At 55.9% G+C, this 14,203-nt stretch carries 14 protein-coding genes; 10 read left to right on the plus strand and 4 right to left on the minus strand.

The features are described 5' to 3' along the window. The first annotated feature begins 3 nt into the window (after positions 1–3). The 9 genes from ispF to lpxL all read left to right on the plus strand — a co-directional run bounded on the left by ispF (position 4) and on the right by lpxL (position 8,347). Positions 4–492 (plus strand): 2-C-methyl-D-erythritol 2,4-cyclodiphosphate synthase, encoded by a 489-nt coding sequence (gene ispF / locus ELY25_RS10125; RefSeq protein ID WP_126951167.1) that lies wholly within the window; start codon positions 4–6, stop codon positions 490–492. Beyond that, positions 485–1,525 carry a tRNA pseudouridine(13) synthase TruD gene (gene truD, locus ELY25_RS10130; protein WP_126951168.1) on the plus strand — a complete coding sequence of 347 codons (1,041 nt, stop codon included), beginning with the start codon at positions 485–487 and terminating at the stop codon, positions 1,523–1,525. The genes ispF and truD overlap by 8 nt, the downstream gene beginning before the upstream one ends. A 35-nt stretch (positions 1,526–1,560) precedes the next feature. Next, complete coding sequence (gene surE, locus ELY25_RS10135) at positions 1,561–2,307, plus strand: 5'/3'-nucleotidase SurE (RefSeq protein ID WP_126951169.1); 747 nt, start codon at positions 1,561–1,563, stop codon at positions 2,305–2,307. Beyond that, on the plus strand, positions 2,294–2,971 hold the full coding sequence (locus ELY25_RS10140; RefSeq protein ID WP_126951170.1) for a protein-L-isoaspartate(D-aspartate) O-methyltransferase: 678 nt from the start codon (positions 2,294–2,296) through the stop codon (positions 2,969–2,971). The genes surE and ELY25_RS10140 overlap by 14 nt, the downstream gene beginning before the upstream one ends. Beyond that, a complete protein-coding gene (locus ELY25_RS10145; protein WP_126951171.1) occupies positions 2,968–3,927 on the plus strand; it encodes a DUF368 domain-containing protein in 960 nt (319 codons plus the stop codon). Before ELY25_RS10140 ends, ELY25_RS10145 begins: the two co-directional genes overlap by 4 nt. An 18-nt stretch (positions 3,928–3,945) precedes the next feature. Then, positions 3,946–5,046, plus strand: coding sequence for a peptidoglycan DD-metalloendopeptidase family protein (locus ELY25_RS10150; protein WP_126951172.1), 1,101 nt, complete (start codon positions 3,946–3,948; stop codon positions 5,044–5,046). Between the two features lie 195 nt (positions 5,047–5,241). After that, positions 5,242–6,213 (plus strand): RNA polymerase sigma factor RpoS, encoded by a 972-nt coding sequence (gene rpoS / locus ELY25_RS10155; protein ID WP_126951173.1) that lies wholly within the window; start codon positions 5,242–5,244, stop codon positions 6,211–6,213. Between the two features lie 110 nt (positions 6,214–6,323). Next, a complete protein-coding gene (gene alr, locus ELY25_RS10160) occupies positions 6,324–7,430 on the plus strand; it encodes an alanine racemase (RefSeq protein ID WP_126951174.1) in 1,107 nt (368 codons plus the stop codon). A 2-nt stretch (positions 7,431–7,432) separates the two neighbouring features. After that, positions 7,433–8,347 (plus strand): LpxL/LpxP family Kdo(2)-lipid IV(A) lauroyl/palmitoleoyl acyltransferase, encoded by a 915-nt coding sequence (gene lpxL / locus ELY25_RS10165; protein WP_126951175.1) that lies wholly within the window; start codon positions 7,433–7,435, stop codon positions 8,345–8,347. Positions 8,348–8,462: 115 nt separating this feature from the next. On the opposite strand, the gene speD is transcribed toward lpxL, so the two are convergent. The 4 genes from speD to ELY25_RS10185 form a co-directional block, all read right to left on the minus strand. Next, positions 8,463–9,257, minus strand: a complete 795-nt coding sequence (gene speD / locus ELY25_RS10170; RefSeq protein WP_126951176.1) for an adenosylmethionine decarboxylase — start codon at positions 9,255–9,257, stop codon at positions 8,463–8,465. Positions 9,258–9,495: 238 nt separating this feature from the next. After that, positions 9,496–9,915, minus strand: a complete 420-nt coding sequence (locus ELY25_RS10175; RefSeq protein ID WP_126951177.1) for an OsmC family protein — start codon at positions 9,913–9,915, stop codon at positions 9,496–9,498. A 94-nt stretch (positions 9,916–10,009) separates the two neighbouring features. Next, positions 10,010–10,675 (minus strand): N-acetylmuramate alpha-1-phosphate uridylyltransferase MurU, encoded by a 666-nt coding sequence (murU, locus tag ELY25_RS10180; protein WP_126951178.1) that lies wholly within the window; start codon positions 10,673–10,675, stop codon positions 10,010–10,012. Then, positions 10,672–11,679, minus strand: coding sequence for an aminoglycoside phosphotransferase family protein (locus ELY25_RS10185; RefSeq protein WP_126951179.1), 1,008 nt, complete (start codon positions 11,677–11,679; stop codon positions 10,672–10,674). The genes murU and ELY25_RS10185 overlap by 4 nt, the downstream gene beginning before the upstream one ends. 70 nt (positions 11,680–11,749) lie before the next feature. On the opposite strand from ELY25_RS10185, the gene ELY25_RS10190 reads away from it, so the two are divergent. Beyond that, a complete protein-coding gene (locus tag ELY25_RS10190; protein WP_126951180.1) occupies positions 11,750–14,197 on the plus strand; it encodes an LPS-assembly protein LptD in 2,448 nt (815 codons plus the stop codon). The last annotated feature ends 6 nt before the right edge of the window (positions 14,198–14,203 follow it).

Raw genomic sequence — 14,203 nt, forward strand, 5'->3', positions numbered from 1 at the left:
ATAATGCGCATTGGCCATGGATTTGACGTACACCGTTTCGGCCCCGGCGACCATTTGATGATCGGTGGTGTCAAGCTGCCGTTTTCGCAAGGTTTTGTCGCCCACTCTGATGGCGATGTGCTGCTCCACGCCATTAGCGATGCGCTCTTGGGTGCCTGCGCGCTGGGCGATATCGGCCACCACTTTCCTGATACCGACCCCGAATGGAAAGGGGCGGACAGCCGTGCGCTGCTGCGCCATGTGGTGGAGCTGGTACAGGCCGAAGGCCTGGGAGTCATTAATCTGGATGCCACTATCATGGCGCAAGCACCTAAAATGGCACCCCATATTGAGGCAATGCGCCATACCATTGCGGATACGTTAGGCGTGGCGCTTGGCCAGGTAAACGTTAAAGCGACCACAACCGAGCAGTTAGGGTTTACCGGACGTGGTGAAGGCATTGCTGCGGAAGCCGTGGTGCTACTTGCACGGCCCGAGGCAAGGGATGAGTAAGTTACCCCAGTGGTCACGCCGTTTGGATACCGCATTTGGGCCGCCCAAGCCGGGCCAGTACCGCGCTAAGCCGGAAGATTTTCTGGTGGACGAGCAGCTTGATTTCACCCCGGAAGCCCATGGTGAGCATCTCTGGTTGCGGCTTGAAAAGCGCAACCAAACCACCCTGGAAATGGTGAAAAGCATCAGCCGGATTTGTGGCGTGACGCCGAGAGATATCGGCTATTCAGGCATGAAAGACCGCATTGCAGTTACCCGCCAGTGGTTAAGTGTCCACCTGCCGGGACGGGAAGCGCCTGAGGGGTTGGAAGCCTTATTAGCGGCGATTGGCATCAAGGTGCTGGAAAAGGCCCGCCACCCGCGTAAATTAAAGCGCGGTGTGCATCGCACCAACGCCTTTACTCTGCGGTTAACCGGGGAGGCCGTTCAGGCCGACGACTTTGAGCGTCGCTTCCTGGCGCTGTGCGAGCAGGGCGTGCCCAACTATTTTGGTCCCCAGCGCTTTGGTCCCGAAGGACGCAATTTACAGCGCGCCGAAGCGCTGCTGGCACGAGGCTGGCGTAAACGGGATGACCGCCAGGGCATGATGCTTTCAACCGCGCGCAGCTTTTTATTCAATGAGCTATTAAGCGCACGGCTAGCGGATGGTACCTGGAACCAGCCAATCGCCGGAGACACGCTGATGCTTGACGGTACGCAGAGCGTATTTGGTATCGACACCGTGGATGAAGGCTTGGCGGCGCGCGCAGTGAAGCTGGACGTTCATCCAACGGGCGTACTCTGGGGCGTTGGCGACGGCGCACAGGGCGAGGCAGGCGCTTATGAAACGCAGCTGGCTCGTCAGCATCCGGCCCTGTGTGAAGGGTTAGAGAAAAGCGCTGTAAAACGTGCACGCCGAGCACTGCGCATGCGATTGACAATGCCCCAGCTCACCTGGGAGGCAGATGCCGTGCTACTCTCGTTTGCGCTACCCCGAGGCAGCTTTGCCACTGCCGTGATTGGTGAATTGATTGACCACCCGGACATGGCGTAAGCAACTCAGACTGCCTGATTAACAAGGAGGCATCCATGCGACGACTGCTGCTTTCCAACGACGACGGTGTCTATGCACCTGGGCTTAAAGCACTGCATGACGCCCTTGAAGCACATGCCAATCTGCGTGTTGTGGCCCCGGACCGCGACCGTAGCGGCGCCAGTAATTCATTGACGCTATCGCGGCCGCTGTCATTAACCGCGCTGGATAACGGTTTTTATAGTGTGGACGGCACCCCCGCCGACTGCGTTTATCTGGGTGTTAACGGCATCTGGGATGAACGCCCGGACCTGGTGATTTCGGGGATCAACCATGGCAGTAATCTCGGCGATGACGTGCTTTATTCAGGCACGGTGGCTGCCGCCATGGAGGGGCGCAATCTGGGTATGACGGCAATTGCGATGTCGCTCTGTGGCGAGCGTCATTTTGAGACCGCCGCTAAAGTAGCGGCAAGCCTGATTGGTGCAGCCGACCAGCTTTCCCTGCCGCCTAGAACGTTGTTAAACGTCAATGTGCCTGATGTGCCGTGGGAGGCTATTAAAGGTGTTAAAGTTACCCGGCTTGGCTATCGTGGGCCAGCTGAGAAGCCGCTACCCGTTGAAGACCCGCGTGGGCGTACACGTTACTGGATTGCCCCGGTGGCGGCGAATGCCGATGATGGCGAAGATACTGATTTTGCGGCCATTGCAGCAGGCTATGTGTCGATAACGCCATTGCAAACTGATCTGACGCGCCACCCCGCGCGCAGCGATGTGCAGGACTGGTTGGATGCCTTTGCCTGAGCTTTCTCCGATTGAGCGACGCGGGCGAGGGATGACCTCTCAGCGGACGCGAGACCGTATGATTGACCGTCTCATTAAGCAGGGTATTCACCAGCCAGATGTACTGGAAGTGATGGCCAACGAACCCAGGCACCTGTTTGTCGATGAGGCCTTGGCGCACCGAGCCTATGAAGATACCGCGCTGCCCATCGGATTTGGTCAAACGCTTTCTCAACCGCTTACCGTTGCGCGAATGACCGAACTTGTGGTGCGTGCCACTCCGCGTCGGGTACTGGAAGTAGGCACGGGTTCTGGGTATCAAACGCTGATTTTATCGCGTCTGGTGAAGGAGCTTTACTCCATCGAGCGTATTTATGCCCTGCATGAGCGGGCAAATGAGCGGTTGTGGCGCTTGGAGGCCGAGGCGACGCTTGCCGTTGCCGACGGTGGGGAAGGCTGGCCCATGGCCGCCCCGTTTGATGTTATTTTGTTGACCGCCTGCGCCCAGACGCTGCCGGAAGCATTGCTTGAGCAATTGACCCGCGATGGCGTCTTGATTGCCCCCCTGGAAGAACCTGATGGCAGCCAATGGCTTACCCAGATAAAGCGCATTGGCGGGGCCTTTGAAAAGCGCCGGCTTGAGCGCGTCCGTTTTGTACCTCTGTTGCAAGGAGTAGTGGATTGAAGCGTAAATCCTTGAACGTGTTTCTAAAAGGCGCAGGTATGGGTGCTGCGGATGCCGTGCCTGGCGTCTCGGGCGGCACCATTGCGTTTATAACCGGCATTTATGAAGAGTTGATTGATACCATCAAGCAGTTTGGTCCAGGCGCTTTGGTGGTACTGTATCGCGATGGATGGCGGGCCTTGTTCCAGCATTTGAATCTGGCTTTTCTGATCCCTTTACTTGCAGGTGTTGCGATCAGCCTGGTGAGCGTTGCCCACCTGGCGCTATGGTTGATGGAAGCCCATCCGTTACTGCTCGATGGATTTTTCTTTGGCCTGGTGGCAGCCTCTGCTTTAGTGGTGGGGCAGGCCGGTCAGCGCTGGCGGGTGTGGTACATTATCCCTCTATTGATAGGGCTGCTACTCGCCCGGATGTTGCCCAGCTTGATGCCTCTCATTTTGATGATCGGCAATGAATCGCTGGTTGTTGTGCTCGCAGGCGCTATTGCGATTAGTGCCATGCTGCTGCCGGGCGTATCGGGCAGTTTCTTGTTGCTCACCATGGGACTCTACGGCACGATTATGGGGGCTATCCGCAGCTTCGATATCTCTATTATCATGCTGTTTGGGATAGGCTGCGTAATTGGGCTGGCGCTTTTTTCACGGCTGTTATCCTGGCTGTTAAAACGCCATCATGGCTTCACGTTGCAATTGCTTTTGGGATTCATTGTCGGTTCATTGCCGGTTCTCTGGCCATGGCGAGAACTTCTACGCTACCAGATTGGCCCGGATGGGCAGATGATTCCCCTGGCTTATCACTATTTATTGCCTGATGACTATGCAATGTTGACCGGTACGTCAGCGCAGGTTATTGGCGTGGTAGGCCTGATGGTAGTCGGTGCACTGCTGGTGGTATTGCTGAACCGCCGGGCAGGCACAAAGACAACGACTCATTCAACCGATACCGCTCAGCGCTGAATAAGGAGTAGGGTTTGCATGCGTAAAATCTTCATAATGTCAGCGTTGGTGTTGGCAATTAGCGGGTGTGCCAATCAACAGCACAACACCCCACAAATACGTGATTTGAGCGAAGCACGCCGTGCGGTGGAAAACTCGCCCCAATATACGGTGAAGGCGGGCGATACACTTTATGGTATTGCCTGGCAGCATAATCTGGATTACCGCCAGCTGGCGGCAATGAACAATATTGATGCGCCGTATCAAATCCAACCTGGGCAAACGATTGCCTTGCGTGAGGGGGCAGCCGCTAATGCGCCATCTCAGGATGTTGTGCCTCAGAATAATGCCCGCACTGAATCCCGCGGTGTGGTGGCTACCGGGCTAAACCCCCAGGCAACTGCTGTGGCAAGCAATGACCAGGAGCTTGATTGGCTACTGCCCGATGAATCCGCGATTGAGCGTAGTCAGCGACTCAGTGGTGAGCGTCAGGCGAGCGAGCGTGCCAGTAGCCAAGCAGTGGCCAGCGCCCAGGAAGTGGCTTCTAACAGTCGTCCGATTGAGGAGCCCGTCGCTGAAGTCGCGGTTGCCGAGACAAGTACGCCTACACCGACGCCTGCGCCAACGGCTGAGCCCGAACCAGAACCCGAACCAGCGGCCCAGCCTGCACAGGAGCCCGAGGAACAAGCTGTTGCGCAGGCCGAGATACCTGCTGCCGAACCGCCTGCTCAAACAGACCGTTCCTCGCGCACGTTCACACCTGCCGATACAATCAACTGGCAGTGGCCTACCGATGGTCAGGTGACTGGCAAGTTTGGAGAAGGCGACTCAATTACCGCAGGTATTGATATCGCTGGACAAAAAGGTCAACCTGTTAAAGCGGCTGGCCCGGGTATCGTTGTTTATGCAGGTAGTGGCGTACGCGGCTATGGTAACCTCATTCTTCTCAAGCATAATGATCAGTTCTTGAGTGCTTACGCTCACAATGACAGTTTAAACGTGAGTGAGAACGATGTTGTCGAAGCAGGTGAAGTCATTGCCACCATGGGCAATAGTGATGCAGAAAATGTCAGGCTGCATTTTGAGGTGCGCCGCGATGGCCAGCCTCAGGATCCCTTGACCTATCTGCCCTCACGTTAACCAGACGGCATTGCTAGGTAAAAGGCGCTACGCGACAAAGGAATAGTAGCAAGCTTTCTTGAATCAGCGTTTAAATAGCGGGTTCAAGCCAATAACAATAACGGTACGACACAATAATAACGGTACAACGCACACTGGGTGTGACTACCTTTATTTTTTAGAAAGGCGGGCAGGCGATACTACGGGGGTAAGACCATGAGTATGCTGGAGAAGGATCTACAGGAGGTTGACCTGGATGCTGCCGAAGAAGCGTTGGATGACGCTGATGATACTGCAGTGGAAGAGGATGCCTTTGAAAAAGCATTAGGGCGCGAGGATCGACAGTCGACCCAGAGCCTGGATGCCACACAAATTTACCTCAACGAAATAGGATTTTCGCCACTACTAACGCCTGAAGAAGAAGTTTATTACGGCCGCTTGGCGCGCAAGGGAGACCCGCTGGGTCGTTCTCGAATGATCGAGTCCAACCTGCGTTTGGTGGTCAAGATTGCACGGCGCTACCTTAACCGGGGCCTAACGCTGCTGGATCTGATTGAAGAGGGTAATCTGGGGCTTATTCGTGCAGTTGAAAAGTTCGACCCTGAGCGGGGGTTCCGCTTTTCAACTTACGCGACGTGGTGGATTCGCCAGACCATTGAACGCGCCCTGATGAACCAGACGCGCACCATTCGTCTGCCGATTCATGTGGTTAAAGAGCTTAATATTTATCTACGTGCCGCGCGTGAGCTGACCCAGAAGCTTGACCACGAAGCAACCGCTGAAGAGATTGCCGAGCATCTCGACAAGCCGGTCGATACCGTCAAGAAAATGCTGGGCTTAAACGAACGCGTCTCCTCGGTTGATTATCCTATGGGCGGAGAGAGCGATAAGCCGCTGATCGATACCCTGGCCGATGATGAAGTGCAAGGCCCTGAAGGTTGCTTGGTGGATGGTGACGTGCGTGAGCACGTTGATCTCTGGCTGGATGAGCTGAGTGACAAGCAACGTGAAGTGGTCGTGCGCCGCTTCGGATTACGCGGTCACGAAGCCGCTACCCTTGAAGAAGTGGGTGCGGAAATCGGCCTGACGCGTGAGCGTGTGCGTCAAATCCAGGTAGAGGCGTTAAAGAAATTGCGCCGATCCCTTGAGAAACAGGGCCTATCGCTTGAGGCTATTTTCGAAAGCTAGCCAACACGACCGACCCACAAGCACGATTTCAACGCACCGAGTTTATGCTCGGTGCGTTGTTGTTAGGGCAAGTAATGATGCTGATTTATTACCGATAAGCGAGAGATGTGATGCGCCCCCTAGTGGCCCATATCGATTTAGACGCGCTGCGTCACAACTATCAATTAGCATGCCAGTGTGCACCGCAAAGCCGCTCGTTAGCGGTGATCAAGGCCAATGCTTACGGCCACGGTGCCGTGGCATGTGCCCAGGCGCTTGAAAGTCAGGTGCCCGCGTTTGGTGTTGCCTGTATCGAAGAAGCGCTCGCCTTGCGTGAAGGCGGTATCACCAAGCCGATTGTGCTGCTGGAAGGCATATTCAGCGCTGCTGAGCTGCCGCTGGTAGACCATCACCAATTCTGGGTCGCCGTGCATAGTGCATGGCAGGTAGATGCGTTGTTGGCCTTTTCACCTCAGCAGCCGATTCCAGTATGGTTAAAGGTTGATTCGGGCATGCACCGGCTGGGGTTTGAGGTAAAAGAAGCGTCCGCTGTCTGGCAACGTCTTGACAACGCCCCCCAAGTCGCTGCATTGCATTTAATGAGCCACTTCGCCACTGCTGACGCCAGCGATGGGCGTTACTTTACGCAGCAGATGCAAGCGTTGCAGACGCTGGCCAAGACACTGGGTGCGCCGCTTTGCTTAGCCAATTCTCCCGCCACGCTTGCCTGGCCCGATGCCCATGGTGACTGGAACCGCCCAGGTGTAATGCTCTACGGTAGCGATCCTCTGGAAGTGGCCAATGATACTACCCGTCAGTTACGTCCGGTGATGAGCCTGCGCTCGGAAATTATTGCCCTGCGCGAGCTAAGCGAAGGCGAGCCGGTCGGTTATGGAGGGCGTTGGCATGCCAAGCGTCGTTCACGTATTGCGGTAGTCGCCGCAGGCTATGGTGATGGCTATGACCGCCACGCAGTAGATGGCACACCGGTGCTGGTCAATGGGCAGCGCTGCGCCATCGCTGGCAAGGTATCAATGGATATGCTGACGGTCGATGTGACCGATATCCAGAGCGCTGCCATTGGCAGTGAGGTGGTGCTTTGGGGAGCTGCCAGCAATGGGGCTGTGCTATCGGTCGATGAAGTGGCACGCTACTGCGACACGATTAGCTACACCCTGTTAACCGGCGTATTGCCACGCGTACCCCGGCACTATCAAGCGCCACAGTTTAGGTGTTAGGCATGTCGAAAACACGTTATCCACGTTCCTTTGCTCATCCGCGTTACTGGGGCACCTGGCTTGCCATTGGCGCCATGTACGTGGCGGCCTGGTTGCCCTGGGGATTAAAACTCTGGGTAGGCAAGGTGATTGGCCTGCTTGCCTGGCGGTTTGCCAAGCGTCGACGCCATATTACCGCCACGAACCTGGCACTCTGCTTCCCTGAAAAAAGCGCTGATGAGCAGCAAAAGTTGGTGAAAGATACCTTTATCGCCAACGGTATCGGCCTGGTTGAAACCGCCACCGGCTGGTGTCGCAGTGCTGAAGGGTTTCGCCATCGGGTGGCGTACCATGGCCAAGAGCATCTGGCTCATGCCAAGGCACAGGGCAAGGGCGTGCTGGTGGTAGGGATTCATTTCTCAACGCTTGATTTGGGTGGTGCGCTGCACTCTTTGTTCTTTCCTGCAGACGTGGTCTATCGACCGCACAATAACCCGCTTTTCGAGCGCTTCATGACGCGTGCCCGCTCGCGCATTTTTGGTCAGGCGATTGACCGGCATGATTTGCGAGGCGTGGTGCGGCGTATCAAGGCCGGGCATATTGTCTGGTATTCGCCCGATCAGGACTTTGGTCGCGATGTCAGCGTGTTTGCGCCGCTATTTGGCCAACAGGCAGCAACGATTCGCTTGACCGCCAAGATTGCCCGAATGACCGGGGCGCCGGTCGTACCGCTAATGTTTCACCGCAACCCGGATAACCGTTCCTATACTATCGAGTGTTTGCCCGCGTTTGAAAACTTTCCCAGTGGCGATGAGGTTGACGATGCCACTCGGATTAATCAGTTTATCGAGCGTGCCATTCGCAAGCATCCTGAGCAGTATCTCTGGCTACACCGACGCTTTAAAACCCGCCCTGAAGGGGAAAAGGGATTTTATTAGTGGGGGTGAATACTCTCGCGCGCTGGTTGCTCGAGACCTTGTGACTAATCGCGCTGGATCGTTAATCAAAAAAGCCGACTAGCGTCGGCTTTTTTACGTCTACTTGACTAAGCGATTAGTCCAGATTGCGCGAATAGAAGATTTCCAGCATTTCCTTACGCAGACGGCTTTCGATATCGCGTGCTTCTTCAAACGTGATATCGCGACGCGACGTGCCGAACAGGTAATTGTCGAGCTCGAAATCCTTGAGCAGCATCTTGGTGTGGAACATGTTGTCCTGATACACGTTCACATCCATCATCTGATACGCCTGCTTGGTATCTTCTGCCAGGTAATCCTGGATCGAGGCAATATCGTGATCAATGAACAGTTTTTTGCCATCCACATCGCGGGTAAAACCACGCACGCGGTAATCCATGGTGACGATGTCAGAATCAAAGCTGTGGATCAGGTAGTTCAGCGCTTTCAACGGGCTGATATGACCGCACGTTGACACGTCAATATCCAGGCGGAAGGTGCTGATGCCGTTGTCAGGGTGCGATTCCGGGTAGCTATGTACGGTGACATGGCTCTTATCCAAGTGAGCAACCACGGTTTCAGGCAGCGGGCCAGGGCCTGGCTCCGTTTTCTCAGGATTGGCGTCATCAAGCTCATGTTCAGCAATGAGAATGGTGACGCTAGCCCCGTGAGGTTCATAATCTTGACGGGCAATATTCAGTACATGCGCGCCGATAATATTGGTGACATCCTTTAAAATTTGCGTCAACCGCTCGGCATTGTAAAGCTCATCGATATAGTCGATATAAGCGGTACGCTGCTCTTCGGTTTTGGCGTAGCAGATGTCGTAAATATTAAAGCTCAGCGAGCTGGTCAGGTTATTGAACCCGTGGAGTCGGAGATTATCTGTCATGTCCGAACCTCCCTATGGCAGATGAAGATACCCCGACGAGCCAGCGTCGGAACCGAGAAAGAACCTACTGCCATGCGTGAAGCTCGCTTTGTAAAAGCGCGGACAGGGCAGTAAGGGGTAACGCAAGGAGGCGTATTATGCCCGGCCGGGGCAGGGTATGCATCCCGGCAGAGCATTTTTTTTACGTACGGTGTGCAGTACACCATAAGAGCAAACGCAGTGGCGCTGTCGTTCTGCTTCAAGCTTCTACAATCTCATAGGAGTGCGTAATATCAACGCCGCCTTTTACGAGCATGATAGACGCACTGCAGTATTTTTCTGCGGATAGTTCTACCGCACGCGCGACCTGCTTCTCTTTTAACGCCCGGCCTGTCACCACAAAGTGCACGTGAATCTTGGTAAACACTGCAGGCACTTCATCAGCACGCTGAGCATCAAGTTCAGCCACGCAGTCGGTGACATCCGCGCGCGCTTTATCGAGAATATTGAGGATATCAAACGCCGTGCAGCTACCCATGCCCATGAGCAGCATTTCCATGGGACGAGGCCCGGTATTTCGACCGCCATGATCGGGTGGGCCATCGATCACAACGCTGTGCCCGCTACCCGACTCGGCGATAAACTGACGACCATCCGTCCATTTTACCTTTGCTTTCACGTGGCTCTCCTTATCTAGGCGACGATAGGTAAGTCGCGCAGCATAACATCTCTTTGCCAGGGCGCACGTCTGAATGCCCGGCTATTCGTCCTCTTTAACGGCTATGGGTTAGCAAACTCTCCAGCGCTGTCAAACGCTCGGGTGTGCCTACGTCCACCCAGTGGCCGGTAAAATGCTCGCCACTTACGCGCTGCGCGCCCATGGCCTGTTTGAGAAGCGGTGCCAGGGCAAAGGCGCCGCTAGGTTTGCCGGCGAGTAGAGCCGGATGAATGATGCTGACCCCGGCAAAGGTCAGTCGCGGCGTACCTTGCGTGCTCACCCGCCCCTGATTCAAGGCAAAATCGCCTTCCGGATGATGCTCGGGGTTACTCACCAGCACTAGATGCGCCAGATCATCGTCTTTCAGCAGGGCGCGGGCGGGCAAGTAATCACTCCAGATGTCACCATTGACCAGCAAAAAGGGCTGGTCGCCTAGCATGGGAAGGGCTTTTTGAATGCCACCCCCCGTTTCAAGCGGCGTCGGCTCGTGGCTATAGTGAATGCGCAGGCCATACGTGCTGCCATCGCCCAGTGCCTCGACAATTTGCTCGGCACGGTAGCTTACGTTAATTACCACCTCGCTAATGCCAGCACGCACAAGCCGCTCAAGGTGATGCACAATCAAGGGCTTGCCCGCGACGGCAAGTAACGGTTTGGGGCAGTGATCGGTCAAGGGGCGCATTCGCTTGCCTAGCCCGGCGGCCAGAATCATCGCTTTCATGGGGTATCTTCCAGACGTTGAGCAATGGCCGGGCGCAGGGTGGTGCTCACCCAGTCTGCAAAGTCTGCATGTTCCGGCAGGGCGGCCAGGCTATCCTCAAGATGATCTATGAAGTGCGGCAAGCGCTCCAAATAGCCCTGCTTGTGATCGCGAAGGGTCAAGCGGCAGAAAATCCCCAGCACCTTGAGCGAGCGCTGGGCTGCCATGGCATGGCACTGAGTGATAAAAGCATCAAAGGGGAGAGCGGCCGATAACCGCCCATCGCGACGCGCCTTATCATGAAAAATGCCGACAAGATGGGTAAACTGCTCATTGCTAAACCGCCAGTATCGGCCACGCAATAGAGAAATAACGTCGTAGCTGATGGGGCCTGCCACGGCGTCCTGAAAGTCGATCATGTAAAGTTGCTCATGATTAACCATGAGGTTCATGGCATCAAAATCACGGTGTACGCTTACCGTAGGCTGAGTGAGCGCTGATTGAACAAGCGCTGCGCGAAGCACCTCCCAGCTTTGGGGAACGGGCAGCGCCAGCCACTGTTGCAGGCACCATTCAGGAAAAAGGTCGAGCTCACGCGTAAGTAACGGTGCATCATAGTCAGGCAGCGCCGCCGGGCTCGCCCGGTTTTGTAATTCGGCAATCAAGGCCAGCGCTTTTTCGTGGTAGCTGATCACTGAGGCTTCATCGGTGAACCGGTCCTGCAGGGGCGTGCTGCCCAGGTCGTCGAGCAGTAAAAAGCCATCCTTCAGATTGGTGGCATGGATCTTGGGTACAGGTAAACCGGCGGCGTACCAGCGGTTGCCGATGGCAACGAACGAGGAAGAGTCCTCCTGGGCGGGTGGGGCATCCATCACAATTTGCGTGTGACCGTCTGGAAGCGTTAAACGAAAATAACGCCGAAAACTGGCGTCGCCGCCTGCCGGGGAGAGAGTGATATTGGCCTGATTCAGGCGATGTTGTTCAGCGGCCCATCGGGTGAGGGCATCAATCCGTAAAGAGGACATGCAAGCTCCTTGCTGGTCGGGCATCATGCGGGCTGTATAATACCTATTCTGGATGCCAAGGATAATGAACATGGGCAAGCGATTTACGCGCACCTCACCAGTTGCGCATACGCTGATGGGCAGTTTGCTTGCTGGGGCCTCGTTCACGGCAGTGGCTCAGGATCAAACGTTGCCCCCCGAGGCACTTGATTGGCAGCCCTGGGAGCAGAGCGAAGCATCGCAACAATTATGCCGCGGGCGATATGTCATGCCCGGCTACCGGCTGCCTGTAGAGCAGAACCCGGAAACCCTGTCGGTTGAGACCCGGGAAGCGGATTACGCCGCTGATGGTGAAGCGCTTTTAAGGGGTGATGTGGTACTGCGGCGTGGAAATACCGAGCTTGAGGCCGAGCGAATCTTTTTGCCTGCCGATCGTCAGCAGGTCGATGCCGAGGGCAATTTGGTGCTGCGTGACGGTCAGGCTTTGCTGCGTGGAGACAACGCCACGCTAATGCTCAACGAAGACCGGGCCACTATCCGCAATAGTCATTATGTGCTGTATGAAGAACATTTGCGTGGCCAGGCAAGCCAGCTTGAGCAAATAGGTGAGGCGCGGTATCGCCTGCACGATGCCACCTTCACGACCTGTGACCCTGGTGCAAACACCTGGCAACTGGTTAGCAGTGATATACGGCTTAACCAAGAGTCGGGGTTTGGCACCGCACGCCACGCCCGCTTACAGGTAAAAGATGTGCCTATCTTTTACTGGCCATGGCTGCGCTTTCCCATTGATGACGCGCGCCATACTGGGCTGCTGTCGCCAGCGATCGGGTTTTCAACCGACGGAATTGATTACGCCCAGCCATTTTACTGGAACATCGCCCCCAATCACGATGCCACGATCACCCCACGCTGGATGACGGATCGCGGCCTGCTGCTCAATGGCGAATACCGTTACCTGCTGGACGATAGTGCGGGTACCGTGGAAGGTGGCTACCTGAGCAGTGATGACGGCAACTCCAATAACGATAACCGCTTTGCCGGTGAAGAGCGCTGGTATATCGATGCCCAGCATGCCGGCCGGGTGAATAGCCGCAGCAACTACAACTTGCGTTACGGCGCCGCTAGCGACGGCCGCTACTTCGATGATTTTGGCGGCGAGTTTGGCGACAGCGACCGCACGAGCATGGAGCGTATGGCCCAGGTGGATTACCGGGGCGAGCGCTGGCAGCTTGATGCACGGGCGCAGGGTTTTCAGCGCCTTGAAGACCCGCTTAATGACACCGACAAGCCGTTTTATCGCCTGCCCAGCCTGACCGCGAACTCCAACTGGCAGCTAGGTCACGGGCTCTATAGCGAATGGCGCTCCAACGCGACCTATTTCTGGCGTGATGTGGATGAGCGGCGCGTGCCGGAACGAGAAGCCGCAACAGGTAGTCGACTGCACCTGACCCCAGCGTTGGGTTGGCGTGGAGAGGAGTCCTGGGGGTACATCGAGCCGCGTACCGAGCTTTGGTATACCGCCTATGAGCTTGATTACGGCGAGCGGGAAACTGATCGTGGCACCTCGCCAACACGTAGCGTCGCGGTGACGTCAGTGGATAGTGGTTTGGTGTTTGAGCGCGAGCTGGAGCTTGGCAATCGGGATTACCAACAAACCCTGGAGCCACGCCTTAACTACGCTTACGTACCGCGTACCAATCAGACGCAGTTGCCCGACTTTGATAGCCGCGAGCGCGCCTTTTCCTGGGACCAGCTATGGTCGCCTCACCGCTTTTCCGGGGCTGACCGGGTGGGCGATCTTAACCGTGTGTCGCTGGGTGTACAGTCACGCTTGATTGAAGACAGCAACGGGCGGGAACGCTTGACGTTTGGTGTTGGTCAAAGCGTCTATTTTGCCGAGCGGCGTATTGACAGTGAAGGGGACCCTGACACGTTACCCGCAAGCCCCGAAGAGGACCCTAACGTTAACCCGCAGCGCTACTACCAGGCCACACGCGACCGCTCGCCTCTGGTTACCCGGCTGGACTGGCAGATCAATGATCGCTGGAGTACCGGCTACGAGTGGCTATACGATGACCACCGCGAGCAGACCGAACGCTCAAGCGTTGACCTGCGTTATCGCCATCCGGAAGGCCATGTAGTGAACCTTGGTTACCGCTGGGAGATCGAAGGGTTTGATCCTGACGTAGTGCCGGGCGATGACAGCTTTCGTAATTACAGCCGCGAAGAGTGGGATCTGTCGTTTGCCTGGAAAGCCAGTCCCAGTATTGATTTGATTGGCCGTTATCTGCACGATCAAACCAATGACCGGTCGCTTGAGCAATTGGCTGGGTTGCAATGGAACGACTGCTGCTACGGCGTGCAGCTTGTTTGGCGTGAGTGGGTAGATGATAACGACACGGCGCGCATTGAAGATGATTTCAACGATCGCGGGCTGTTTTTACGTTTTGTATTCCGTGGCTTAGGTGGCATTGGCCAGCAGGCCGACAGCTATTTTGAACGGACCATTCCCGGCTATCGTCCTACTCCCCTGTAACGACGT

It is taken from the genome of Vreelandella populi (assembly GCF_003989825.1).
Lineage (GTDB): Bacteria > Pseudomonadota > Gammaproteobacteria > Pseudomonadales > Halomonadaceae > Vreelandella > Vreelandella populi.